This is a genomic window from Enterococcus sp. DIV1094, from assembly GCF_017316305.2.
GTDB classification, from domain to species: domain Bacteria; phylum Bacillota; class Bacilli; order Lactobacillales; family Enterococcaceae; genus Enterococcus_B; species Enterococcus_B mangumiae.
Map to the genome: position 1 here is coordinate 3,071,696 of NZ_CP147250.1, position 25,658 is coordinate 3,097,353.

At 36.2% G+C, this 25,658-nt stretch carries 23 protein-coding genes; 2 read left to right on the top strand and 21 right to left on the bottom strand.

The annotated features are described in order from the left end of the window. Positions 1 to 10: 10 nt before the first annotated feature. The 7 genes from rseP to rpsB form a co-directional block, all read right to left on the bottom strand. A complete protein-coding gene (gene rseP / locus DOK79_RS14530) occupies positions 11 to 1,279 on the bottom strand; it encodes an RIP metalloprotease RseP (RefSeq protein WP_206857147.1) in 1,269 nt (422 codons plus the stop codon). Positions 1,280 to 1,479: 200 nt separating this feature from the next. Continuing rightward, complete coding sequence (locus tag DOK79_RS14535; protein ID WP_206857145.1) at positions 1,480 to 2,280, bottom strand: phosphatidate cytidylyltransferase; 801 nt, start codon at positions 2,278 to 2,280, stop codon at positions 1,480 to 1,482. Beyond that, a complete protein-coding gene (locus tag DOK79_RS14540; protein ID WP_206857143.1) occupies positions 2,277 to 3,083 on the bottom strand; it encodes an isoprenyl transferase in 807 nt (268 codons plus the stop codon). Before DOK79_RS14540 ends, DOK79_RS14535 begins: the two co-directional genes overlap by 4 nt. A 179-nt stretch (positions 3,084 to 3,262) precedes the next feature. Next, positions 3,263 to 3,820, bottom strand: a complete 558-nt coding sequence (frr, locus tag DOK79_RS14545; protein ID WP_206857141.1) for a ribosome recycling factor — start codon at positions 3,818 to 3,820, stop codon at positions 3,263 to 3,265. Positions 3,821 to 3,823: 3 nt separating this feature from the next. Then, the gene (gene pyrH, locus DOK79_RS14550; protein WP_206857138.1) at positions 3,824 to 4,546 is read right to left on the bottom strand and encodes a UMP kinase; all 723 of its coding nucleotides are present in this window, start codon (positions 4,544 to 4,546) and stop codon (positions 3,824 to 3,826) included. Positions 4,547 to 4,776: 230 nt separating this feature from the next. Further along, entirely contained in the window at positions 4,777 to 5,658 is an 882-nt protein-coding gene (gene tsf, locus DOK79_RS14555; protein ID WP_206857136.1) for a translation elongation factor Ts, read from the bottom strand. A gap of 96 nt (positions 5,659 to 5,754) precedes the next feature. After that, entirely contained in the window at positions 5,755 to 6,537 is a 783-nt protein-coding gene (gene rpsB / locus DOK79_RS14560) for a 30S ribosomal protein S2 (RefSeq protein WP_010735184.1), read from the bottom strand. A 371-nt stretch (positions 6,538 to 6,908) separates the two neighbouring features. Between rpsB and DOK79_RS14565 the strand changes: the two genes are divergently transcribed. Beyond that, a complete protein-coding gene (locus DOK79_RS14565) occupies positions 6,909 to 7,394 on the top strand; it encodes an arginine repressor (protein ID WP_206857135.1) in 486 nt (161 codons plus the stop codon). A 104-nt stretch (positions 7,395 to 7,498) separates the two neighbouring features. Here the strand turns inward: DOK79_RS14565 and argS are convergent, their stop codons facing one another. The 4 genes from argS to arcA form a co-directional block, all read right to left on the bottom strand. Next, on the bottom strand, positions 7,499 to 9,190 hold the full coding sequence (argS, locus tag DOK79_RS14570; RefSeq protein WP_206857134.1) for an arginine--tRNA ligase: 1,692 nt from the start codon (positions 9,188 to 9,190) through the stop codon (positions 7,499 to 7,501). A gap of 536 nt (positions 9,191 to 9,726) precedes the next feature. Continuing rightward, entirely contained in the window at positions 9,727 to 10,680 is a 954-nt protein-coding gene (gene arcC, locus DOK79_RS14575; protein ID WP_206857130.1) for a carbamate kinase, read from the bottom strand. 113 nt (positions 10,681 to 10,793) lie between these two features. Next, complete coding sequence (argF, locus tag DOK79_RS14580) at positions 10,794 to 11,813, bottom strand: ornithine carbamoyltransferase (protein ID WP_206857121.1); 1,020 nt, start codon at positions 11,811 to 11,813, stop codon at positions 10,794 to 10,796. Positions 11,814 to 11,905: 92 nt separating this feature from the next. Next, positions 11,906 to 13,135, bottom strand: coding sequence for an arginine deiminase (gene arcA, locus DOK79_RS14585; protein WP_206857118.1), 1,230 nt, complete (start codon positions 13,133 to 13,135; stop codon positions 11,906 to 11,908). 733 nt (positions 13,136 to 13,868) lie between these two features. Between arcA and DOK79_RS14590 the strand changes: the two genes are divergently transcribed. Further along, positions 13,869 to 14,570 (top strand): Crp/Fnr family transcriptional regulator, encoded by a 702-nt coding sequence (locus DOK79_RS14590; protein ID WP_206857110.1) that lies wholly within the window; start codon positions 13,869 to 13,871, stop codon positions 14,568 to 14,570. Positions 14,571 to 14,697: 127 nt separating this feature from the next. Here the strand turns inward: DOK79_RS14590 and DOK79_RS14595 are convergent, their stop codons facing one another. Genes DOK79_RS14595 through DOK79_RS14640 form a run of 10 tightly spaced genes read right to left on the bottom strand, consistent with a single transcriptional unit; the run spans position 14,698 to position 25,643 of the window. Then, positions 14,698 to 16,116 carry an oligosaccharide flippase family protein gene (locus DOK79_RS14595; protein WP_206857109.1) on the bottom strand — a complete coding sequence of 473 codons (1,419 nt, stop codon included), beginning with the start codon at positions 16,114 to 16,116 and terminating at the stop codon, positions 14,698 to 14,700. A gap of 4 nt (positions 16,117 to 16,120) precedes the next feature. Continuing rightward, a complete protein-coding gene (locus DOK79_RS14600) occupies positions 16,121 to 17,287 on the bottom strand; it encodes a nucleotide sugar dehydrogenase (protein ID WP_206857100.1) in 1,167 nt (388 codons plus the stop codon). Next, positions 17,284 to 18,213 (bottom strand): glycosyltransferase family 2 protein, encoded by a 930-nt coding sequence (locus tag DOK79_RS14605; RefSeq protein ID WP_206857097.1) that lies wholly within the window; start codon positions 18,211 to 18,213, stop codon positions 17,284 to 17,286. The genes DOK79_RS14600 and DOK79_RS14605 overlap by 4 nt, the downstream gene beginning before the upstream one ends. Positions 18,214 to 18,249: 36 nt before the next feature. Then, positions 18,250 to 19,053 (bottom strand): glycosyltransferase, encoded by an 804-nt coding sequence (locus DOK79_RS14610; RefSeq protein WP_206857096.1) that lies wholly within the window; start codon positions 19,051 to 19,053, stop codon positions 18,250 to 18,252. A gap of 17 nt (positions 19,054 to 19,070) precedes the next feature. Then, entirely contained in the window at positions 19,071 to 20,333 is a 1,263-nt protein-coding gene (locus DOK79_RS14615) for an O-antigen ligase family protein (protein ID WP_206857095.1), read from the bottom strand. A gap of 25 nt (positions 20,334 to 20,358) precedes the next feature. Next, on the bottom strand, positions 20,359 to 21,435 hold the full coding sequence (locus DOK79_RS14620) for a glycosyltransferase family 4 protein (protein WP_206857092.1): 1,077 nt from the start codon (positions 21,433 to 21,435) through the stop codon (positions 20,359 to 20,361). Between the two features lie 11 nt (positions 21,436 to 21,446). Then, a complete protein-coding gene (locus DOK79_RS14625) occupies positions 21,447 to 22,073 on the bottom strand; it encodes a sugar transferase (RefSeq protein ID WP_206857091.1) in 627 nt (208 codons plus the stop codon). After that, positions 22,066 to 23,184 carry a DegT/DnrJ/EryC1/StrS family aminotransferase gene (locus DOK79_RS14630; protein WP_206857089.1) on the bottom strand — a complete coding sequence of 373 codons (1,119 nt, stop codon included), beginning with the start codon at positions 23,182 to 23,184 and terminating at the stop codon, positions 22,066 to 22,068. Before DOK79_RS14630 ends, DOK79_RS14625 begins: the two co-directional genes overlap by 8 nt. After that, positions 23,174 to 23,815 (bottom strand): acetyltransferase, encoded by a 642-nt coding sequence (locus DOK79_RS14635; RefSeq protein ID WP_206857087.1) that lies wholly within the window; start codon positions 23,813 to 23,815, stop codon positions 23,174 to 23,176. Before DOK79_RS14635 ends, DOK79_RS14630 begins: the two co-directional genes overlap by 11 nt. 10 nt (positions 23,816 to 23,825) lie before the next feature. Beyond that, entirely contained in the window at positions 23,826 to 25,643 is a 1,818-nt protein-coding gene (locus DOK79_RS14640; RefSeq protein ID WP_206857085.1) for a polysaccharide biosynthesis protein, read from the bottom strand. Positions 25,644 to 25,658 lie beyond the last annotated feature (15 nt).

Below are 25,658 nucleotides of genomic sequence, written 5' to 3' on the forward strand. Positions count from 1 at the left end.
CCTACTTTTTCTAGAAAAAGAATCGTTGAATGTCATTCCATGTCACTAATACCATCAACAACATCAGGAAGCCAAAACCAACGAGCGTCAATACGCCTTCTTTTTCCTGGCTAAGTGGTTTGCCACGAACACCTTCAAAAATATTCAGTACTAATTTACCGCCGTCTAATGCGGGGATCGGTAATAAATTGACGATTCCTAAGTTCATTGACAAGATCGCCATCAACCCGATGACTGTCATTACACCTTGGTTTGCTGCTTCAGAAGATAATTGGAACATCATCACAGGGCCACCTAATTTGTCCAAGCTAAAGCCTGTAAATAACGAACCTAATGCTTTGAATATTTCTAATGAACTGCTGAATGCACGTTGAGTCCCGCCAATGATTTTATCAAAGAAGCCAGTTTTCATAGGTGCTTGTATCCCAAGCTGACCAATTTTTTCACCGTTTGACTCAACCGATTTCGGCGTTACTTCAATCGTAGAAACTTGACCATTACGTTCGACTTCAAAATCAAGCGGTTTATCTGGATTTTCAGTAATGATCGCTGTTAGATCATTCCATGTTTGGATCGATTTTCCATCCACTTGCAGAATCTCATCATTTTCTTGCAAACCGGCTGCAGCTGCAGCTCCATCCGGCGAAACGACACCGATTTGATTCGTATTTGTGACTGTCACGCCACCTTGCATAAACGCTAACACGATGAATAATAGAATCGCTAAAATAAAATTATTCATCGGACCAGCAAAGTTGGTCAACATCCGTTGCCATAATTTTGCTGATTGGAATTGTACATCTCTCGGCGCAATCCTCAATTCAGTTCCATCTGCCTCAATGATCGAGGCATCGTGATCGACTGCATACGTTACTTCCTGTGTTTCATCGCCATTCACATAACCTGTGATCGTCAGTGCTTCATCAAGATCATAACGGATCAATTCCATTGGGATCGCATTCGTCAATTGGATCTTTTTACTCAAGTTGATTTTCTTTACGACTTGATCTGAATCCATTAAGAGTGACAACGGCATTCCTGGTGCCATTTCCGTTTCGTCATCCCCATTCCCAGCCATTCTCACATAGCCACCGATCGGTAACAAACGCAATGTATAAGTCGTGCCGTCTTTTGCTTGGTGACCGTAGATTTTAGGTCCCATGCCGATGGCAAACTCGCGAACTAGGATTCCTGATCGTTTCGCAAAGAAGAAGTGGCCAAATTCATGTACGATCACTAAGATGCCAAAAACGATAATGAACGTGATAATTGTTCTCATCCTATTCTCCTTTACATTTATCATTATTTTTATTCAGTTAAAATAAAACTACTTAATTTTACCATATTATCCACACTTCACCAAGCACCGATTAAGATGTAAAAAAATAAAAATCCTGTAAAGAATCTCCTCATCGATCATGTCTTGTTGACGCGTAGCTGACTGACCGCTTTGGAAGCTTCTTTTACAGAATTTTTTACTTATATCAATCCAAATAAATACATGACTGGAAAGACGAATAACAGACTATCGAATCGATCTAAGATTCCTCCATGCCCTGGTAAAATATTCCCTGAATCTTTGACCTCATAGTGACGTTTGATGGCTGACTCAACTAGATCCCCAAATTGTCCAACGATCGAAAGGATGATTGTCAGAAGTAACATGATCAGTAATCCATGACCAAACAATTCTTGCGGTGGATATAATAAGAAATACAATAATGCAACAACTACTGCACTAGCGATTCCTCCCAATGCCCCTTCAATCGTTTTATTAGGTGAGATCTCGGGACATAGCTTGCGCTGGCCAAAACGTCGACCAACTAGATAAGCACCAATGTCGGTTGCCCAAACGATGAATAACCCAAACAATAGTACGTTGATTCCTTCTGTACGTGCACTGACAAAGTTCTGAAAGCCAAAACCGACGTACAGACTGGTTACGACTGGAAAACCAGCTTCATCGATCGTGTACATGTTTTTTGAAAAGACGGCTGCGCCTAACAGGATCATCACTGTTAAATAAAATAACATAAACTCATTCGTTTGTTCAGGTAGAAAGAAAAACCATCTTTCTTTCGGCAAAACAAGAAATACTGCTCCGATAGCAGAAAGGATTCCTTCAAAACTTAGTAGTGTCAAGCCTTTCATTCGAAAAAGCTCATAGACACCAACGACTGCTAATAGAGCGGCTACTAATTCAAGACCAATGCCGCCGATCCAAATGATCGGAATAAATAATGCTAACGCTACTACCGCAGTGATCACACGTTGCTTCATGATTGTTCTCCTTTATCTACGCTTTTTACTCCACCAAAACGACGGTCCCGATGTTGATAAGAAGCAATTGCTTCTTCCAAGTGAGCGCCGTCAAAATCTGGCCATAATGCTTTTGAAAAATATAATTCACTGTATGCGATCTGCCACAACAAAAAGTTGCTGATTCGTTCTTCGCCACTTGTGCGAATGACCAATCCAGGATCACGAAGTTCAGGAGGTAAAAATCCGGTCATCAAATGATCCGCAATCATTTCCTCGTCGATTTCTTCCGGAGAAAGATCATTTTCTTTTACCTGTTCACTGATTGCTTTGACTGCCGAGATGATTTCTGCCCGACTGCCATAATTCAACGCAAAGTTTAAAATCATCCCCGTATTATCTTTCGTTTGTTCAATGGCACGACGAACTGCATCTTGTGTATGCGCAGGCAACAACTCTTCGTAGCCCATCACTTGGACTTTGACGTTTTCAGCAATCAACTCAGGAACGAACGTATCAAAAAAATCGACTGGTAATTGCATCAAAAAATTGACTTCGTCTTTTGGACGTTTCCAGTTTTCAGTAGAGAACGCGTAGAGTGTCAATACTTTTACCCCAAGACGAGAAGCTTTTTTGGTGACTTTCTTAACAGTTTCCATTCCTTCTTTATGACCGGCTACCCGTGGAAGGCGACGGTTTTGTGCCCAACGACCATTCCCATCCATAATGATGGCGATATGTTTCGGGATATCCCTCTCAGCATCAAAATGGTGTTCACTTTTTTCTTGAATATATTTGTTTTTTTGCGGAAAAAAACGTAACATTCTTTTTCCTCCCATACTAAAAAATTACAGCTATCTCTATTATTATAGCAATATCTGACGTTATTTCCTATGGTATACCCTTTTTTTATGCAAATTCAAAGGATTTTTTAGTATTTCTTAGTCGAAAAGTAAAAAACAGGAGACAGCATTGCTTACTGTCCACCTGTTTTTGTTGATTCTTATACTTCCAGTAATTCTTTTTCTTTGTCAGCAGCAATACTGTCGACTTCTTTGATGCTGTTATCTGTCAGAGTTTGCACTTCTTTTTCTAAGTCACGCAAATCGTCTTCTGTGATATCGCCATTTTTTTGTTGTTTCTTGTATTCATCGATTGCATCACGACGAATATTGCGGACAGCGATTTTCGCATTTTCAGCTTCTTTTTTTACGTCTTTCGCTAATTCTTTACGACGTTCTTCTGTCAACTGAGGAATCACTAAACGGATCACATTTCCGTCATTTGTTGGGCTGATCCCAATGTCACTTGCCATGATTGATTTCTCAATATCTTGAAGGACGCTTTTATCGAATGGCGTGATCATCAATACACGTGCTTCTGGAATTTGGATCGAAGCCAACTGGTTCAACGGTGTTGGTGCGCCATAATAATTAACAGTGATACGATCTAACAAGCTCGCATTCGCACGACCGGCACGGATCTGTCCAAGTTCACGTTGTAGATTTTGTGCTGCTTTTTGCATTTTGTCTTTTGCTTCTGTCATAATTGCATCTGCCATTGTTTATTTCCCCCTTACGGTTGTTCCGATATTTTCACCTAAGATTGCTCGGCGAATGTTTCCATGTTCGTTAAGATTGAATACAAGTAGTGGGATATCATTGTCCATGCTCAATGAGCTAGCAGTTGAATCCATTACTTGTAACCCTTTTGCAATGACTTCCATATGTGTCAATTCATCGAATTTCACTGCGCTTGAATCGATTTTTGGATCGGCAGAATAAACACCGTCAACATTGTTCTTAGCCATTAAAATAACGTCAGCGCCAATTTCAGCTGCGCGTAATGCAGCAGTTGTATCTGTAGAAAAATACGGGTTACCAGTACCACCGGCAAAAATAACGATACGCCCTTTTTCTAAATGACGCTCTGCTTTACGACGGATATATGGTTCTGCGATTTGTCGCATTTCAATGGAAGTTTGGACGCGTGTAGGAACACCGACATTTTCTAATGTATCTTGTAATGCTAAAGCGTTCATCACAGTCGCTAACATGCCCATGTAATCTGCTTGTGCACGTTCCATCCCCATTTGTGCACCGATTTGACCGCGCCAAATATTTCCACCGCCGACAACAATTGCCATCTCAACACCTAACTCGTGGACTTCTTTGATTTCTTGGATGATTTCTTTGATAACTGGCGGTTTGATCCCAAACCCTTCATCTCCGGCTAAAGCTTCTCCACTTAATTTTAAGACGACACGCTGATATTTTGGTGTGACCATGTTCATTCCTCCAATATTTTCTATTGACATTCTACCATATCCAGATAGTTTAGGCACGAAAATACCTACACACATCTCTTGCCCTAAAAAAAAGAGCTGTGACGAATGTCGCTGCTCCTCATTTCATTCAAATAAGCGATGTGGCCAATGCGGTCTCAAAGAAAATGAAGAAAACTCTTCACTTTCTTTGGACCAAACATCGTACCCATTAATCAAGTCCGTAAACTGGATTATTTTTTCACTTGGTTCATTACTTCTTCAACAAAGTTATCTTCACGTTTTTCGATACCTTCGCCGACTTCAAAGCGGACAAATGTTTTCACAGTTGCGCCTTTAGAAGCAACGTATTTTTCAACAGTCATATCAGGATCTTTAACGAATGGTTGGTCAACCAATGCGATTTCAGCTTTGAATTTGCTCAAACGTCCTTCAACCATTTTTTCAACGATGTTCGCTGGTTTGCCTTCGTTCAACGCTTGTTCAGTCAAAACTGTACGTTCGTGATCTAATTCAGCTTCAGGAATTTGAGTTTCGTTTACATAACGAGGGTTGATTGCTGCTACGTGCATTGCAACGTCTCTAGCAACTGTATCGTCAGTTGTTCCTTCTAAAACAGCTAATACAGCAATACGTCCACCCATGTGTAGGTATCCACCAAATGCAGCATTGTCATCTTTTTCGATTACTTCGAAACGACGGAAGCTGATTTTTTCTCCGATAACTTGTGTTGCTTCGATCAAGTCAGATTCAACTGTACCTTTTGATGTTTTGATTTTCATTGCTTCGTCCATGTCAGCTGGTTTGTTTTCAGCAACTAGTTCAGCGATTTCTTTTACTAAATCTTGGAACATTTCGTTTTTAGAAACGAAGTCAGTTTCTGAGTTAACTTCAACGATTGCTGCAGTATTTCCTTTCACTGCAACTGAAGCAAGACCTTCAGCGGCGATACGATCGTTTTTCTTCGCAGCTTTAGCCATTCCTTTTTCACGTAAAAGATCAACTGCTTTTTCAATGTCGCCTTCTACTTCAACCAATGCTTTTTTCGCATCCATCATTCCTACGCCAGTCATATCGCGTAGTTCTTTTACCATTTTAGCTGTAACATCTGCCATTTTTACTTCCTCCTAATTATTTTCTTTAAAAAAAGCTGTTTCAAAGGAGAGTGAGGCTTGTCGCCTAGCCTTTGAAACAGCTCCATCATTTAAAAATTATTCTGCTGAAGAGTTGTCGCCTTCTACAACATCAACGATTTCTTCGATTGAAGTTGCAGTGTTTTCTGCTGAAAAATCTTCTTCAACAACTTGATCTTCCCCTTGATTACCTTCGATGAAAGCATCAGCCATTTTTGAAGTGATCAATTTAACGGCACGGATCGCGTCGTCGTTTGATGGGATAACTACATCGATCTCATCTGGATCGCAGTTTGTATCAACCATTGCTACGATTGGGATATTCAATTTGTGTGCTTCTTGAACAGCAATACGTTCTTTACGTGGGTCAACGATGTACATTACATCTGGAATTCTTGGCATATCAGCGATACCACCTAAGAATTTTTCAAGACGTTCACGTTGTTTGTTCAAACCAGCAACTTCTTTTTTTGGTAGAACAGCAAAAGTTCCATCTTCTTCCATTGCATTGATTTGTTTCAAACGAGCGATACGTTTTTGGATCGTATCCCAGTTTGTCAATGTTCCACCTAACCAACGGTGGTTTACAAAGTATTGTCCAGCACGAGTTGCTTCATCTTTGATCGCTTCTTGTGCTTGTTTTTTCGTACCTACGAATAAAGCAACGCCGCCTTCTTCTGCTACGCTCTTCATGTAATCGTAAGCTGCATCTACTAATTTAACTGTTTTTTGTAAGTCAATAATGTAGATTCCGTTTCTTTCTGTGAAGATATATTTCTTCATTTTTGGGTTCCAGCGACGAGTTTGGTGACCAAAGTGTACGCCGGCTTCTAGTAATTGTTTCATTGAAATTACTGCCATGTTTGTTTCCTCCGATTTGGTTTTTATTTTCCCTCTTCTTGTCTTCCAACTCGCTAGCCAACTTTTTCAAGCACCGACCAACGATCCAACAAGAATGTGGATTTATCGAACAGACGATCAAGATACCCGAAGATAGTCTTTTTCTGCTCAACATTCAATAGTTTAACTGAAAAGCAACGAAATTTCAAGAAAAAATATCAACTTATACGTTTTTTTGTCTTTTCTCTTCAAGACTCTTTTTGATTCTTTTCTTTTGCGAGATTTTTATAAGGCATTCGTGAAAATCGAAAGCTAGATCAAAAATAAAGATGGGCAAATCAACGTTTTTTTGTTATGATACTTGTGAAATGTTTCGTTAAAGGAGAAGTAGGATGCGAAAAAATGAGCGACACATATTAATTAAACAAATCATTGAAGATTATACGATCCGTACACAAGATGAAATGTTAAGCAAGTTGACCGAAATGGGCGTCTCTGCTACACAAGCGACGATTTCAAGAGATATTCGTGACTTAAAAATCGTCAAAGCCCCTGATGAGAACGGGGTGTCCCATTTTGTTCTTTTCAAAGAAAAAGAATCGGCAGAGTCAAAAAGCGAAGATGAAAAGCGTTTGATCCAAATGATTGAAGATATCGTGTTGAAAGTGGAACGTGTCCATTTTTTGACCATCGTCCATACCTTACCAGATAATGCCCCGTTGTTTGCTGCTGTATTAGATGAAATCAAACCGCCACATATCGTCAGTACCATCGCTGGTTTCGATACAACGATCATTATTTCAAAAGATGATGAAGATGCGCAGTTAGTTGAAAAATTTTTGCATCATCCGACTGAAACCTCTATTTTTGACCAATAATCAATAGAAAAAAGGAGTAGAAATCAATTGCGATTTCTACTCCTTTTTTGTGTCAATCCTCTAGCATTTTTTTCTTTTGTATTGGATAAATGAATTTTAACTTATTACATTTTTTCCGGAGCATGCAATCCTAATAGACGTAAGTCTTCTTTCAGCAAGACAGTCACCGCATAAACTAATGCTAAGCGTGCTTCTTTTTGTTCATCATCCGCTAAGATTTTTGTATGTGCATAGTATTTGTTGAATGCTTGTGCCAATTTGATTGCGTGTTTCGCAATAATCGATGGCTCATATTTTTCACCCGCTTGAAGCACTGTTTCAGGATACTTCTGTACAAGCTTCACGACTTCCCAACTATTTTCATCGTTCAACGCATAATCTTGCTCTTCAGAAGGGACAAAACCTGCTTTATCTAACAAGCTCATTGCACGTGCATGAGTATATTGTACGTAAGGTCCTGTTTCCCCTTCAAAACGAACAACTTCTTCAAGGTTGAAGTCAAACGTATTCAAACGATCATTTTTCAAATCGTGGAAAATAACGGCACCGACACCCACTTGTTTTGCAATGACATCTTTGTTTTCCAAATCAGGATTCTTTTCACTGATTTGTTGTTTTGCTGAGTCGATCGCTTCATTCAATACTTCTTCTAGTAAAACGATTTTCCCTTTACGTGTTGATAGTTTTTTACCACCTTGTGTGATCAAACCAAATGGGATGTGGTGCATATCATCTGACCAGTCAAAGCCTAGTTCTTTCAAAACAGCTTTCAATTGTTTGAAGTGATAGCTTTGCTCATTCCCAACGACATACAATGATTGACTGAAATCATACGTACGTTTACGGTACAAAGCAGCTGCCAAGTCACGTGTGATATAAAGTGTCGCACCATCTGATTTTTTGATCAATGCAGGATTCAGATCATAAGCAGATAAGTCAACGATCTCTGCTCCTTTATCTTCTTGCAAGAGATGTTTTTCTTCAAGTAATTCAACGATTTCATCCATCTTGTCATTGTAGAAAGCTTCACCGTTCAATGAATCAAAGCGAACTTCTAATAAATCATAGATTTTGTTGAACTCTTTCATTGATTCGTCACGGAACCATTGCCATAGCTCCATTGCTTCTTCGTCGCCTTCTTCTAGACGTTTGAACCAAGAACGAGCTTCATCATTTAATTCAGGTTGTGTTTCAGCTTCTTCGTGGAATTGGACGTATAAACGTAATAACTCATTGATTGGTTCTGCTTTTACCGACTCAGCTGAACCCCATTTTTTGTAAGCAACGATCAATTTACCAAATTGTGTTCCCCAGTCGCCTAAATGGTTGATACGTACTGGTTGATAGCCTAGTTTTTCCATGATGAAACCAATCGAGTTTCCGATCACTGTCGAACGTAGGTGACCCATTGAGATCGGTTTGGCAATGTTTGGCGAAGACATATCGATCGGCACACTTCCTTGGTTTCCGATCGTGCTGTCGCCATAGTGTTCTTTTTCCTTCACTACAGTACCTAATACTTGCTTACTGATGATTTCTTTGTTCATAAAGAAATTCAAATATGGACCTACGACTTCGATCTTTTCAAAATTCGTGGCATCGATTTTTTCTGCTAGATCCGCCGCGATCTGTTGAGGTGCTTTACGGAAAATTTTTGCTAATGAGAACGCAGGAAATGCGACATCTCCATGTTCTGCTGATTTTGGATTTTCCAATAATTGGGCAACTTGCTCCAACGTCAAGTCATCTTGTACTACTTCATATAGTGCTTTTGCAACAACATCTTTGTTATTCATCTATTTTCCTCCTATATATTGTTTGCTGTAAAACAAAAAAATCTCTAGCAAATCCATACTATCCATGAATTTACTAGAGACGAGAATTCCCGCGGTACCACTCCAATTGTCCTAAAAAAGGACCTGCTCCATCTGATATCGGTAGACGACCGTCTGTCTAAAACAGAGTTCTCCAAGTGCGCTTCATTGGGATTTGTTCGTCCGGCTTCCACTCTACCCAGACTCGCTTTGAACGAAATGACACCAATTACTCTCTTGTTCAGCAAACATTGTTCTTATTTAACTTGATTGAATTATAGCAGAAATCCAATCGACTGGCTAGAGTTTTCTTCATAAATAAACGGTGTTCGAAAAGCTGACCTTCAACAATAAGCTAAAAAACCAAAAAATATGAGAAGCTATTTTCTGATTTTCTATCTTATTGCTCAGGTCAAAGCGCTTTTCTCACAACCTAAAATGTCCAGGAGGTCTAAAGGAGAATAAAAACCAACTGGACATTTTATACACACGGTTAAGGTAAAACTGTGAGAAAGAGCTTATGCTTCATCCGCAACGATGATCGTTCCTTCTTCTGAAGCCAATAGATTCTCAATGTTTTCTAAAGAAGTAATAATTGCTTTTCCAGCAGGGCGAGCTTCAACAAATGCAATCGCTGCTTCCACTTTTGGCAACATACTTCCTGGGGCAAATTGGTTTTCAGCAATGTACTGTTTCATTTCTGAAACGCCAACTGTTTCTAATTTCTTTTGATCTGGTTTTTGATAATTTACATACACGTTATCGACGCCAGTCAACACGATCAATAAATCTGCACCAATGATCTCAGCTAATTTTTCAGAAGCAAAATCTTTATCGATCACGGCTTCTTTTCCTTCAAGACCTGTCGCTGTTTCCACTACTGGAATACCGCCACCGCCAACAGAAATCGTGATGACACCTTGCTCCACTAATGTTTGGATGACACGAGCTTCTTTGATTGAGATCGGTTTTGGTGAAGCAACAACTTTACGCCAGCCACGACCAGAATCTTCTTTGAATGTTACGGAAGAATCAGCCTTCATTTGTTCATTTGCTTCTTCTTCTGTATAGAAAGGTCCCACTGGTTTGCTCGGATTTTTGAATGAAGGATCATTCTCATCAACGATGACTTGTGTTACTAAAGAAACGACATCTTTATCGATGCCTTTTTCTTTCAACACTTCACCCATTGCATTTTGTAACCAGTAACCGATTGAGCCTTCCGTCATTGCCACACATGTATCCAATGGCATTGCCGGTGTTTTTTCTGAGTCAGCTGCTTGTTGTTGAATCAACAAGTTCCCAACTTGTGGCCCATTTCCGTGTGAGATGATCAACTCATCTCCTTGTTCAATAAATTTCACTAAGTATTTTGCTGTTTCCATCAACGCATCTTGTTGCGCTTTTGCACTTGCATCTGTTGATAAAATCGCGTTTCCGCCTAATGCAACGACCACTTTTCTATTTGCCATGTTTATCTCCCTTTCTTTCAGAACATTCTGAATTTTGCCGATGACAAAACAAGCCAGCGTTCCTCTCGAACGATCCTCACGCTGACTCGTTTTGATTATTTACTTGTTAGTGTTTATACACGAGGAATGAATAAGTTTCCTAATGTTGCTGCCATGATTGCTTTGATTGAGTGCATGCGGTTTTCTGCTTGCTCAAATTGGCGTGCATATTTGCTGCGGAACACTTCATCAGTCACTTCCATTTCAGTGATGCCAAAGCGTTCTTTCATTTGCTCACCGTATACAGTCTTAGTATCATGGAACGCTGGTAAGCAGTGTAAGAAGATCAAACGATCTGTATTGTTTGTTTTTTCTACCATATCCATGTTGATTTGGTAAGGTTTCAATAATTTGATACGCTCTTCAAACTTATCTTCTTCACCCATTGATACCCATACGTCTGAGTAAAGAACGTCAGCTCCGTCTACACCTTTCGCTACATCGTCAGTGATCATTAGTTGTGCGCCTGATTTAGCCGCAAACTCTTCAGCCATTTTCACGATTTCTTCTTCAGGTTGTAATTCTTTTGGTGCAACGATACGCATGTTTGTTCCTAAGATCGCACCTGTTACTAATAATGAGTTCGCCATGTTGTTACGGCCATCTCCACAATAAGCAACTGTGATGCCTTCTACTTTACCGAAGTTTTCTTGGATCGTTAAGAAGTCAGCGATCATTTGAGTTGGATGCCATTCGTCCGTTAAACCATTCCATACAGGCACGCCTGAGTATTCTGCCAATTCTTCAACCATTTGTTGGCTAAAGCCACGGAACTCGATTCCGTCGAACATGCTTCCTAATACTTTCGCTGTATCTTCAGTTGATTCTTTTTTACCCAATTGGATATCATTCGCACCTAAGTATTCAGGATGCGCACCAAGATCGATTGCTGCAGTTGTAAATGCGGCACGAGTACGTGTTGATGTTTTTTCAAATAGTAACGCAATATTTTTTCCTTCTAAGTAATGATGTGGGATGCCACGTTTTTTCAAATCTTTCAAGTGTTGAGAAAAGTCGATCAAATACTGTAACTCTTCCTTTGTAAAATCTTTTTCTGCTAATAAACTTCTTCCTTGAAATACTGATTCTTTCATATGAACATTCTCCTTTAAAATTGTATTCTATTTGATATTTAGGTTAAGAGGAAATCTGATGGCAGCTGACAGTAACTGCCATCAGGAATAAACTATTTTAAATCTTCACGAACTAATGGTTGGCTCATGCAACGAGGGCCGCCACGACCACGTGACAATTCACTTGAAGTGATTTCCAATACTTTGATACCGTAGCTTCTCAATAACTCATTTGATACATAGTTACGGTTGTAAGTAACTACTACACCAGGAGCGATTGCTAATGTGTTTGAGCCATCATTCCATTGTTCACGAGGAGCAACGATCGCATCACCATTACCAGTAGGGATCAACACTAGATCATCTAACCCTAAAGCTGATTTCAATGACTCTTGTAAATCATCTGAATGAGAGATCGTGATATCATCGCCAGCTTGTTCAATTGTAAAGACATCCATTTTTCCTTCTTTACTTTGGATCGCTGGGTGGATCGTGAACTTATCATGGTCAACCATTGTAAATACTGTATCTAAATGCATCATCGCACGGTTATTTGGGATCTTGATTGCCAAGACTTTTTCAAATCCTGAATTTTTCGCAAATAAGTGACGTGCTAAACGCTCGATTGCTTTTGCATTTGTTCGTTGTGAGATACCAACAGCGACAACTGTGTCACTAAGGATCAATTCATCTCCACCTTCGATATGGTCTGGATTTTCACGATCCAACCATACCTCAACGCCTTTATTTGCAAAACGTGGATGGTGTTTCAAAATGTATTCTGTGAACATTGACTCACGACGACGTGCTTCAAACGCCATCTTATTCACTGTCATTCCGTTCCCCATTGATGCGGAAGGGTCTCTCGTGAAGTATAAGTTAGGCATTGGGTCCATGTAGAATGGATAATCATCATCAGCTGATAGATCATATAAGCTGCGTGATTTAACATCGATATCTTTTGTACGAACACCAGCCATGATCTTATCAACCATATCTTGTGTATCCATTGATAGAAGGAACTCATGAAGACCATCTCTAACAGCATTTGATGCAATGAAAGATTCGTCTAACATTTTATTTAAAAATTGCTCTTTGACATTACCCGCATCGATTGCTTCAGCTGCCAATTTTTCTAGATATAATGTTTCTGCCCCTTCACTTTGAAGTACTTGTGCAAATTCATCATGCTCAGCTTGTGCGATCGGTAAATATGGAATATCATCGAACAACAAACGGTCCATAATATCTGGCGTTAGATTTTCCACTTCTTGTCCAGGTCGTTTTAATAATACTGTCTTTAACTTCCCTATCTCAGAGAAAACGTGAATCGGTTTATCCATGTTGTGTTGCCTCCTTCGTTTTGTTTACATTCTTAGAATAAACCGGTTTTGTAATCACTTTCATGCTTTTCTCGCATTTAAAATGAGAAGAATCTCACATTATTAAACATTAATTAAATAATTAAACATTTTTGCAACTTTTATTAATAATTTCTCTTTTTTTTATACTGAAAACTCTCTCAAAAAAATTTTTATTCATCAAAAATTTTTTTATGTATATTTTGAAATTCCAATTAAATTAAGCTTGTTAGCGTTTACTTTATGTATATTATTTGTTTTTTATACAGTTTTATGATAGGTCAACAAATTTTATTCATTCGTTTTGTATAATTCTTACATAATAACAAAGTCTATTGATTTTTTATAATAAATTGCTTTTATCTGCGTGTATTTTCTCTTTTCTATGAAACGTGATTCTACACACAGCACCAAATGGTATTTATGGCTGATCTTTATAAATCGTTATGTCCTCTCTTTTGAAAAATAGTCAAAAACATGAATGTGTTTAAGACTGTTCGTCATTATTTCTTTGGATCTGAATGCTGGTTGATTATTAGATTAATCATTATCCCATTCTAAGTAGTTGAAACAATTCTTTGGCTAGACTTTAGGAAAAGGAAAAATAAGTTTATCTAGTAAATTTTTGTTTCTAAAGGACTGTGCTAAAGCTTTACAAAAGAATTAAAAGAAGTCACAATAGAACTAAAGTATTAATTAGGAAGTAGGAATATCCATGCGTATAAATAAAATCGACTATCATTTTTCTAAACTCAGATATCAACCTGATTTTGAACACTTTACTGATGAGGAATTTGAAGAACTCAAAGAGCAGACTGTCCTACGTTCATATAAGAAAGGACAAGTACTCTTTGATGAAGGAGATGAACGTCAGCGATTCTATGTACTATCAGAAGGCCTGATCCGCTTAGAGCGTTATGACGAAAGCGCCACTTATTACTACTATGATTATGTCACCGCAAATAATCTTTTTCCAATGTCCGGTATTTTTGAAGAAGGAACCTATACGTATACAGCACAAGCCATGACCGATATCGAAACATTTTACTTCCCTGTCGCTTGTTATGAAAAAATCGTCAGAAACAATCCTAGCCAATTGATCTATATGATCCAAAAATTAGCTAAAGTCGTCCAGATGCATGAACTACGCATCCAAATCGGCTTGACTTCCAGTGCCTTTGACCGAGTAAAACAAAACCTATTTGTTTTAAAAGAAGAATTAGGAATCCCTACAGAAGATGGCCACGTATCGATCCCTTACCCTATCACGCTGAAAGAACTTGCTGTGAACAGCGGCACCACACGTGAGACTGCCGGACAAGTCATCAAGCAGCTGAAAGATTCAGGGTTGCTGGATTACGATAAGAAACGATTTACGTTTTGTAAGGAGGCAGTGACGCCGGGGTGGCGGGAGTGATCCGCCAAAGCATTCTACACTAATCAAATAACAATAGATGAGCCAAAGATAGTTTAAATATAAAACTGCCTTTGGCTCATCTTCATTTTTATCTTTAAAATATTCAATAAAAGAAGGAAGTAATTTTTTATTTACTTCTTTTTTCTTTGATAAAAGCAATAATTGGGTTTGTTTTCATCACTGTAGTGAGTACAAAATAGACGAACATAGCGATTAAACCTTGTATTATATTTGTCATTAAACTTGGTGGCATAGCTTGTGTCAACATTCTTGTAATGATCATCATTACAAGTGCTGAAATAAGATAAATAATTATACGACGAAAATTAAAAGAAAAGTTAGTCGACTTGAGAAACGACCTTACTCTCACTGCAGTAACAAAAAACTCTGCCAGTAAATTAGAAATGACGACTCCAAAAAATCCAATAGTTGGTAATAAAATTAAATTACTTATAATATTTATGCCTGCACCAATAATCACAGATTTATTGTATTCTTTTACCTTGCCAATAGGAATAAGGTATTGCCTAGAAACAGCCATGCCTAAAGGAATGATTACAATTAATGGGGTGAAAAACGGAATTACATTATTTATAAATAAAAACTTTTCACCAAAAAACCACGGAACAAGTTTATCATATACAGTTAACATCCCAAACATAATGGGCAAACTAAAAAACAACTGTAAATCAATTGTCTTATCCATTAATTCAACAATACGATGAATACTTTTTTTTGCAAACAAACCACTCATGTGTGGTAGTAAAACAATATCCAGTGTAGTGATGATGGTAATAAACACAGTATTCAGTGTTAATGAGTTTGTATAAAACCCAACTGCTGAAGCTCCTATAAATACGCCCAACAAAGTCTTATTCAAATTCGTGTATAAAGTAATCGCCACTTGTGGTATAAAGAATTCAAAAGAACCTTTGATGTGACTAAAACTTTTTTTTAGGTTAATTTTTTGAAACTTAATATAAGGTTTGATAAAGAACCAAACTAATAATTGTGAAATGAAGGTACCCGTTGTTTGGATCAAAATATAGATACCTACATCATTTGAATCCTTAATAAAAAGCAGTATTAGTACAAAGGTAATTATTTGAACGAATAAACTTGATACACTTGTCAACTTAAAATCTTCAATTCCCATAAAGAACCAGGATATATCGAATAACACTGCTAAAATTGTTAAACTTTGAAAATAAAAATAATTACTGTTAGGTAGAAAGCTGACTACACCAATATAAATAAAAAATACTGTTAACGTCAATATTGCTTTAAACACAACAATTTCCCAAAATAGTTTAGATATATCCTCTTGCCGATTATACGCAAGTGCAATTTCTCTGTTTCCATACATAGCTACGCCTAAACTAGCAACTAATACAAAATATTGTGCGATTGAATTTGTATAATTGAAAATACCTATTCCTGCAGGACCTAACGCCATAGAGACTATCGGTATAGTTACGATTGGAATAACTATTTTCATTATCTGGAATATAGATTGATAAATGAAATTTCGAGCTATGTTTTTCACTCAATCAATCCCTTCTAAAAATGTCTCTGGTATAAACTTTTTCTTCAACGTCAACTAATTCTTCATCAAATCGATTAGATATGATTACATCACTAATATTTTTAAATTCTTCAAGTTCATGAATCACAGGAAAACCAGAAAACTCTGTATCATCTAAAGTAGGTTCATAAACCACAATAGAAATACCTCTCGCCTTCAGTCTTTTCATTACACCCTGAATCGAAGAATAACGAAAATTATCTGAGGCAGCTTTCATTGTTAAACGATAAATTCCTACTACTTTAGGATTTCTAGTTAAAATTTGCTCTGCAATAAAATCTTTTCTAGTCGTGTTTGCATCAACGATTGCACCAATTAAATTACTTGGAACACCACTATAATTCGCACGCAACTGCTTAGTATCTTTTGGTAAACAGTAACCACCATAACCAAACGAAGGGTTATTATAATGTGAACCAATCCTAGGATCTAGTCCGACCCCTTCAATGATTTGCCTACTATCTAAACCATTTGACTCAGCATACGTGTCTAGTTCATTAAAATATGCAACTCTTAGAGCCAAATACGTATTTGAAAATAATTTGATTGCTTCAGCTTCTGTTGAATTTGTTAATAATATAGGGACATCTTTATCGTGTGCATTCTTCTTAAAAAGATTTGCAATTTTTTGCCCTCTATCTGAATTTTCACCAATAACAATTCTTGATGGATGAAGGTTGTCGTATAATGCTTTGCCTTCACGCAAAAATTCTGGAGAAAAGATTATCCGCTCCGTTCCATACTTTTTCTTTAACTCTTCTGTGTACCCTACAGGAACAGTGGATTTGATTATAAAAGTAGCATCCGGTCGAATTGCTAAAGCTTCTTCGATTACTTTTTCAACTGAAGAAGTGTTAAAGTAATTTTTCTTTTCATCATAATCTGTTGGGGTTGCGATAATTAGGTAATCACCAAAAATAACAGCTTCTTCGAAGTCTTTAATAAAATTAATCTTGAGATTATCCTTTTTTAAAAATTCACTGATTTCTTTATCTTCTATAGGAGAGATTCCTTGAATCAGCTGATCTATTTTTTCTGTTACAATATCAAATGCTTTGACTTCCTCGCTTTGGCTTAGAAGTAGTGCATTTGCTAAACCTACATAGCCTAAGCCGAATACTGAGATATTCATATCCTTGTCCTCGTCTTTTCTAAGTTTCTATTTGCTTTTATAAAGTAATATAAATAAGTAACGTTCCACTTTTCTGTAAATGGCACTTTATTTCTTATATTGGTTAACTCTGTTTTTTTCTCTTCATAACACAAGGCGTTATCTGAAGAAATAGCTAGCTGTATTACGGTATAAAGAAATAAGTAATAATATTTTTTTTTAATTTTATTGCAATTTTTTTCGATCCATTCCATTGAAAATTTATACGTGCCACTTCTTCCTACTCGATTTGTTTGCTCCTCATTATGATAGATGACTAATGGTTCCTTGATATGTTTGAAAGAGATTCCTTTATCACTAGCCTGAATGACCCAGTCCCAATCTTGATGTTTAATCAGTTCATTATCGAAGGGTACTTCTTCAAAAATATTTTTTGATCCAAATAATGTAGATGTTTGAATAAATCCGCTTTTCAAACCATATCTATAAGAAAACAAATAATCCACTATGTTTCCATTGCTATTATCGAAGTTTTTTCTTGGTAAAACAACCTCATTAGACTTCATTTTATTTATAACAGAGCAGAATATAATACTTTTATTCTGAAATGATCGACAAAGATTTATTTGCTGTTCGATTTTTTCAGGTAACCACTCATCATCATCATCTAATAATGCAATGTACTTACCTTTTGCCTGATCAATCCCAAAATTTCTAGCATAATTTCCACCTTTTTTTTCTATAGTTTCAAAGCATTCTAAAGGTAAAATACAGTTAGTTTTATAATTCTGTAACATTTTTTTGATTCTATTGTTTACACCATCGATTACAACTACAATTTCAATATCTCTATAGGTCTGTCTCTCAATACTCTTAATAGCTCTTATTAATTCAGTATCCCTATTTACTGTAGTTATAATTGCTGTTACAAGTTCTTCTTTCACCATTATTGATTCGTCCTCTATTTGTTATATTCATTCGATTTAATCCGAATTAGTTGATTTTATTTGTCTTTTATACATTATTTTAGCTGGAACCAAACCTGCAATTATAGGTCTTAGTAAGTAATAATATTTATACTTGGGTATATTCATTAATTTATAGCCTTTATAACGTACTACTATCTCTTCTAATCTATGTTTAAATCGACGTTTATTTTTTATATCATCTATATTCATCTTATATCTTAATAAAGGTTCATTGATATTGGCTCCCAAATAGCCTTTCGAATATCCTCGCATAAACAAATCATAATCTTCAGCTCGAGTGGTTTCTTTAGAAACCCTATATCCGCCCATATCTTTCAAAAAAGATTTTCGAAACATAGTTGCTGGATGAACAAAACTTGATTGCTTCATTAAATCTTTTTTATCTGGAACAGATTTACTAGACCTATTTTTCACAGTAATTTTTTTACCATCAAATATATCTATGTTTGATGAACAAAAGCTATATTCTGGATGCTTATCAAGATAATCCTTTTGTCTAGCTAAGCGCTGTTCGTAGCTAAAATCATCAGCATCCATTCTTGCAATGTACTCACCATTTGCCATATCTATGCATTTGTTTAATGAATATGCAAGGCCTTTGTTTGTAATATTTTTAATAACTATAATTCTACTATCTTTTCTCTGCCATTCTTGTAGACGAACTAATGTATCGTCTATTGAACCATCGTCACATATTATAAATTCAAATTCCTCTAAAGATTGATTCAATATCGATATAATTGCAGAATCTAATTCTTCTTTAAAACTATTTTTCACACTCATTATTACAGAAATCACTACCACACCACCTTTAATTAATGTATGTCATAATTATTTGAGACTTTTTTATCAAATTTATAAAACAATATTGCTAAAACTATCCATAATATTCTTGAATTTTGCAATGAAACTCCGAACGAAAATATGAAAGTTACAATAGATAATGATACTTCCATGTATTGTTTGTGTAATAATTTCGCAAAGAAATTCTTCATAAAAAATATAAAACCTATTATAAGAAATGGTATTCCCCATTCTACAGCAAGCTGTAAATAGGTATTATGTGCTATAGTCGGGCTTCCACTGATTACTCGAGCTACGCTTGAGTAGTCCATAAATCCAATCCCCATAAAATGAGTATCTCTAATAAGTTTATAGGCTGTGTCCCATGCATCTATCCTTCCCGAACCACCTTCAGTAATTGCACCACTAAAATTTTCAAACACAATGTGGATTCGTTCTAATTGTGGAACTGTTTGTGTAAAGGTTAGTAAACTCGTTAGTATTCGATCATAAAATATATAAAATAAAGCCAGACTTCCGCTAATCAGTAAGAACAAAGTAGCTAACTTAGCTGGTGAAAGGCGTTTTTTAAAAATTTTTTCAATACTTAAAATGCTAAGCATAACAATAAAAACAATTAGACCAGTCTTTGAAGCTGATAGTAAAATAGTTATTGGATAAATAACTATTGCCAAAAAATTTGTTGTTTTACGTTTAAATCCTTTAAGATACCAAATACAAAATCCACATATTTGCATATAGGCAAAATAGTTCGGATCATTCATAAACCCTCTCATACGTATCTCACCAAACAAAACGATAGCACGCAGAAACGCCGGGCCGATAAAATAAATCAATACCGATACAGTACCTAAAATCAAGGTTCCATATTTTAATCCTTTAAAAAAGATATCCTTTATTTTGGGATTTACAGTCAAAACAGAAATAAAAAGAATAAAATATAGTAAGCTGATTAGAAACTTTTGAAGCGTAATAAATATAGGCATAAACGATATCGAAATATTCAACCAACTAGTTATTTGCATAGTTGAAAAGAATCGCAAAATCAAAAGTAAAATAAAGTACATTGTAGTTTTTTTTGTTAAATAAATTGAGTTTGTGAAAAATAAAAATATGATTAAAAAAATCATGAAAACATCACTAACAGAAACATTAATACCTAGAAATATCTGTGTAATGTTTACTGTAAATCCAATTAAGAAAATAAATCTATTGATTAATAAATCTCGATATCTATTCTCTTCCATTGATGTTGAAATTTCTGTAAGTTCCATTCTCTTCCTCCTAAAAGGATGTCGATTAATTTCTGTATATTTCGTTAATTTGTTTTGAAACTATGCCCTCGCTATATCCTTTTACTGTTTCATTTGCTCTTTGAATGTATTTATTCATAGGAAGATTATCTGAGAAAACATCTTTAAATAAATCTATTAAGTCAATAGTACTAGTGAATAATATTCCGTTTTCTCCATGAGTAATTAAATCTATATTTCCCCTTATATCAGAAGCCATAACCGGAACCCCATTAGCCATTGCCTCCATAACTGAGACAGGGAGCCCTTCTCTTTTTGAAGGAAAAACAAATAGATCGCTGATTTTCATTATCTCAATAATATCATTTCTATAACCTAGCAGTTCAATTTTATTTGATAGACCAGCCTCGTTTATTTGACGAATCAAATCATCTTCTAGCGGACCGATTCCACAAATCAAATATTTAAAATTTTCATTCTTAAATGCTTTCAATGCTTCAATTACAATCTTATGATTTTTATTGTCATTAAGTTCTCCTACAGATAGAATCACTTTTGTCTCTTGAGCAATTCCCAACTCTTCTCGTTTTTTCATTCTATCAATTGGTCTATCATATTCTTCAAGAGGTAATCCTACGCCATTTACTAAATAAACATTTTTTGCAAAAAAATCCTTTAGCGCACGTTGGTAATCTTCTTGATTTATAGTAATTAGCGTATCTGTATATCTAGATAGATATTTTTCAATTGGATAGTATACAAGCCAGTTTATTATACTTGCGCCTTTATAAAAATGAAAGCCATGGGCAGTATAAAAAACTCTAGACTTCATTTTTTTACATGCTAATCGAGTAATCATTGATGCCACAGGCGTATGGGTATGAACGATATCAAAATTATTTTCATTAATGACTTTCTTAAGTTGTTTGTATGCAGACAAATTATGTTTAGAGAAGGGACTTCTATTAAATGGGACTTTATAAACTTCAACATCATGATCTTGAAAAAATGGCTTCAAAGATTGCTCGATTGAACAAGCAACACTCACCTCATGCCCTTCCTTAATCAACATATCAATATGCGGTATAAGAAATGCATTTAAAGTATTGGATATTGTCGTCACATATAGAATTTTCAGTTTATATCATTCCCTTCAAACTTCTCAATAGTTACACTAGAATTTGAGCTGATTCCTTCATGTCGAATAACTTTCTTAATTGTTGAAAAAAAGATTAGAATATCTTTTTTAAATGTACAGTTTTGCACGTAGTAACAGTCATACTCAAACTTTTCATCCCAGCTAATTGCATTTCTACCCTTGACTTGCGCTAATCCAGTCAGTCCAGGGCGGACACTATGTCTCTTCCTTTGTTCCTCATTATATAATGGTAAATACTCAACTAATAATGGTCTTGGACCCACAAACGACATATCTCCTTTTAAGATATTCCAAAGCTCAGGAAGTTCATCTAAACTGGTTGCTCTTAATAGTTGCCCAAACTTTGTTAAACGTACATCATCAGGTAGATAATTGCCGCTTTCATCTTTTTCATCTGTCATTGTACGAAATTTATACATAGAAAAAATGACTTCATCTTTTCCAGGTCTTTCTTGCTTAAAAATTACAGGAGAGCCTAATTTAAACTTTACTAGCAGAGCTACGAATAAAAGTACAGGTGATAAGAGAATCAGCGCAATAGCTGATAAACATATATCTAATGTTCTTTTTCCCCATTTCTGATATAAACCTTTATTATTCATGATGTAACACTCGCTTTATTGTTTTCACTACTCGATATAAATCTTCATCAGTCATCTTTGTATCGGAGGGTAAACATATACCAGTATTAAACAATGTTTCAGCAACATTACTACCAACATAGTCATATCCTTCGAAAATCGGTTGTAGATGCATTGGTTTCCATACAGGGCGAGCCTCGATGTTTGCTTTGTCCAGTTCATCCATTAACATATTTGTGTCGACATCGGAAAGTAAAATCACACTCAGCCAAAAATTTGGTTTATTCCATTTATTTTCAGGCATGAAAGTAATAGAAGAAATTTCAGAAAGTTCATTTTTATAAAAATCATGGATATACTGTTTCTTTTTGATTCGGTCTGACAACACTTTTAGCTGTCCTCTTCCTATCCCTGCCACGATGTTACTCATACGATAGTTATACCCTATTTCATTATGTTGATAATGTCTTGCTTGTTCTCGCGATTGCGTAGACCAAAATCGGATTTTTTCAACTCGTTCTGGATTATTTGAAACAGCCATTCCTCCACCAGAAGTAGTAATGATTTTATTTCCGTTAAAGGAATAGATACCATATTCGCCAAAGGTACCGGTGTATTGACCTTTATATGTTGTACCTAATGATTCTGCGGCATCTTCGATCAATGTTACTTGATACTCTTTACAAATTTTCACAATTTCGTCTAAATTTGCAGACAGCCCATATAAATGAACCACAATAACCGCTTTTGTTTCCGGATATTTTTCCAACGCGATTTTAAGTTGTTCAGGGTCCATATTCCATGTTTCATAGTCACTATCAACAAAAACTGGTTTTGCACCTTGGTAGATGATCGGGTTTACAGTGGCAGAAAATGTTAACGATTGACAAATGACAATATCGCCTTTACCTACACCAGCAGCTTTTAATGCCAAATGGATAGCTGCCGTACCTGAAGTCAAGGCAGCAGCATGATCAATCCCTACATACTCAGCTAATTCTTTTTCAAAGTTATTCACATTTGCGCCAAGCGGGGCAACCCAGTTGGTATCAAATGCTTCTTTGACGTATTCTTGTTCATAACCTTCATCACTCATATGTGGTGATGCTAATAGTATTCGTTCATTTTCCATCTTCGTCCCAACTTTCAATTATTTTTGCAGGTACCCCCACACTTTTTGTATTGTTTAGAATATCCTTAACAATCACACTTCCTGCGCCTATAATATTTCCTTGGCCTATCGAGACCTGTGGAATCACTTTTGTACCAACACCAATTTCATTTTTATTACCAACTATCGTGTAACCAGATAAATTTACATTTGGATAAATCGAATTATAGTTTCCTATCTGTGAATCATGGCCTATCGTTGAATGGATATTGAACATATTGAAATCACCAATTGATATATCTGCGGTATACGTCGTATAAGGCATCAAGATATTTCCAATACCTAGTTTCACATTCAATCCTACAATAGCCGTAGGGTCAATCAGATTAGGAAAAGTCAGATTATTATTATCTTTTAATTTCAAAAAAATTTTTTCCTTAATAAGTGGGGAAGCAACCCCTATAAATACAGCAGTTTTTTGTTCTACTCTACTTAATCTATCTATTGTTCCAATCACCGGTATGCCAACAATCTGTTCATCTAAAGTTTTTGCATCATCGACAAATGAAACATCGTCATATTCTGAACTTCTGTTTAATAAGAAGGCAATTTCTTTACCAAATCCTCCAGCTCCAACAATCACTGCTTTCATGATACTCCCCCTATTTATTCGAAGCTCGTGCAAACGCTACAACTTCTTTAGCTAACTGCTTATCCTCATCTGATAAACTATTTACAAACTGCATGACTTCCTGTATCGGATATCCTTTAATATTCCCAACAAAAATCTTCTCATACACTTGTTCCTCGTTTCGTTCCTTATCTAACAACAACTCTTCATATAATTTTTCGCCTGGTCGGATCCCTGTTTCAACGATTTCAATTTCTTCTTCTGTATAGCCACTTAACCGAATCATGTTTCGAGCAAGATCTAAGATTTTGACTGGTTCACTCATATCTAGGACGAAGATTTCGCCGCCCTTAGCTAATGCTCCGGATTGGATCACTAATCGGCTTGCTTCTGGGATCGTCATAAAGTAACGGGTCATGCGAAAATCGGTGATCGTGATCGGTCCGCCTTTTGCGATTTGTTCTCGAAACACAGGGATCACGCTCCCACGAGAGCCTAAGACATTCCCAAATCTAACCGCTGAAAATTTTGTACAATTTTCTCCGTTTAAACCTGTAACGATCATTTCTGCAATTCGTTTTGTGGCTCCCATAACGTTTGGTGGATTATTGGCTTTATCTGTGGAAACCATCACAAAATTTTTGACATAAGCTTCTTTAGCTGCTTCGGCAACATTTTTGGTTCCTTTGATATTGTTTTTTACTGCTTCTCTTGGATTGTATTCCATCAATGGCACATGTTTGTGTGCTGCTGCATGGTAGACAATATCTGGTCGATGTTCTTTCATGATATGGAAGATCTTTTCTCGGTCTTGGATATCAGCAATAATTGGAATGATTTCTGTTTCATTATGGGAAGGATCTCCTGATAGTTCGCGATGAATCAAATAAATTGAGTTTTCACCATGACCTAATAAGAGTAATTTTTTGGGTGAAAAAGCAAGCACTTGACGACAAATCTCCGAACCAATAGAGCCTCCCGCTCCGGTAACAAGTATTACTTTTTCTGAGATGTGTGATTTTAATTTATCCAAATCTAATTGGACTTCTTCTCGTCCTAACAAATCAACCACGTCGATTTCTTTTAAACGAGAAACATTGATTTTTCCTGATGCGATTTCTTCAATCGAAGGCATCGTATTCATCTTGACTTCTTTTGTTTCAATCAGGTGGAAAATTTCGCGAATTCTTTTTCGTGGTAAAGAAGGGATTGCGATCGTTACCATATCGATTGACATTTCATCGATCAATCTCGGTAGATCCTTTGTATTTCCAACTACTTTTATCCCTGATAAATACGTTTTGTATTTATTCGGATCATCATCGATAAAACCAACTATTTCCATATCGTTGATGGCTTTTGAACTATTGATACTGTTACTTAAAATACGTCCGCCTTCGCCTGCTCCGATGATCAGTGTTCTATATTTATTGAGTGGTGATCCTTGACGCTGTGCTTTGTGTTCGATATATATACGCCAGAATAGACGACTACTGATGATGAGAAACATCGATAAGACATAAGTTAGTGATTGCAATCTTAAGCTAATTTTTTGCATAAACAAATATTGCACTATAAATGATGAAATAACGGTACAAGTAATGGCTGAAAAAATGGCGGCCATCTCATTTAAATTCGTATATCGATTGATTCGCGTGAATGTTTTGAACAGCATGCCATATCCGATGTAAAAGAGGAGGGATACGCCTAAATTCACGGCTAAATAATCTTGATCGATCCCAACAAATGGTGTCATAAAATAATAGCTTGATAATATAGAAATTCCTAATAATAAACTGTCAACCAACACCAAGATGATGACTTTTCTTTTTCTAGTAAGTTCAAACAACCCTTGCGCCCCCTA

Excerpts from the sequence above, each read along its gene's own strand:
- tsf (WP_206857136.1), bottom strand. The coding sequence starts at position 5,658 with ATGGCAGATGTTACAGCTAAAATGGTAAAAGAACTACGCGATATGACT.
- pyrH (WP_206857138.1), bottom strand. The coding sequence starts at position 4,546 with ATGGTCACACCAAAATATCAGCGTGTCGTCTTAAAATTAAGTGGAGAA.
- DOK79_RS14565 (WP_206857135.1), top strand. The coding sequence starts at position 6,909 with ATGCGAAAAAATGAGCGACACATATTAATTAAACAAATCATTGAAGAT.
- rseP (WP_206857147.1), bottom strand. The coding sequence starts at position 1,279 with ATGAGAACAATTATCACGTTCATTATCGTTTTTGGCATCTTAGTGATC.
- arcC (WP_206857130.1), bottom strand. The coding sequence starts at position 10,680 with ATGGCAAATAGAAAAGTGGTCGTTGCATTAGGCGGAAACGCGATTTTA.
- DOK79_RS14615 (WP_206857095.1), bottom strand. The coding sequence starts at position 20,333 with ATGGAACTTACAGAAATTTCAACATCAATGGAAGAGAATAGATATCGA.
- rpsB (WP_010735184.1), bottom strand. The coding sequence starts at position 6,537 with ATGGCAGTAATTTCAATGAAACAATTACTAGAAGCCGGCGTACACTTT.
- DOK79_RS14535 (WP_206857145.1), bottom strand. The coding sequence starts at position 2,280 with ATGAAGCAACGTGTGATCACTGCGGTAGTAGCGTTAGCATTATTTATT.
- argS (WP_206857134.1), bottom strand. The coding sequence starts at position 9,190 with ATGAATAACAAAGATGTTGTTGCAAAAGCACTATATGAAGTAGTACAA.
- DOK79_RS14625 (WP_206857091.1), bottom strand. The coding sequence starts at position 22,073 with ATGAATAATAAAGGTTTATATCAGAAATGGGGAAAAAGAACATTAGAT.
- argF (WP_206857121.1), bottom strand. The coding sequence starts at position 11,813 with ATGAAAGAATCAGTATTTCAAGGAAGAAGTTTATTAGCAGAAAAAGAT.
- DOK79_RS14590 (WP_206857110.1), top strand. The coding sequence starts at position 13,869 with ATGCGTATAAATAAAATCGACTATCATTTTTCTAAACTCAGATATCAA.
- DOK79_RS14600 (WP_206857100.1), bottom strand. The coding sequence starts at position 17,287 with ATGAATATCTCAGTATTCGGCTTAGGCTATGTAGGTTTAGCAAATGCA.
- DOK79_RS14630 (WP_206857089.1), bottom strand. The coding sequence starts at position 23,184 with ATGGAAAATGAACGAATACTATTAGCATCACCACATATGAGTGATGAA.
- DOK79_RS14635 (WP_206857087.1), bottom strand. The coding sequence starts at position 23,815 with ATGAAAGCAGTGATTGTTGGAGCTGGAGGATTTGGTAAAGAAATTGCC.
- DOK79_RS14540 (WP_206857143.1), bottom strand. The coding sequence starts at position 3,083 with ATGTTACGTTTTTTTCCGCAAAAAAACAAATATATTCAAGAAAAAAGT.
- frr (WP_206857141.1), bottom strand. The coding sequence starts at position 3,820 with ATGGCAGATGCAATTATGACAGAAGCAAAAGACAAAATGCAAAAAGCA.
- DOK79_RS14605 (WP_206857097.1), bottom strand. The coding sequence starts at position 18,213 with ATGGTGAAAGAAGAACTTGTAACAGCAATTATAACTACAGTAAATAGG.
- arcA (WP_206857118.1), bottom strand. The coding sequence starts at position 13,135 with ATGGATAAACCGATTCACGTTTTCTCTGAGATAGGGAAGTTAAAGACA.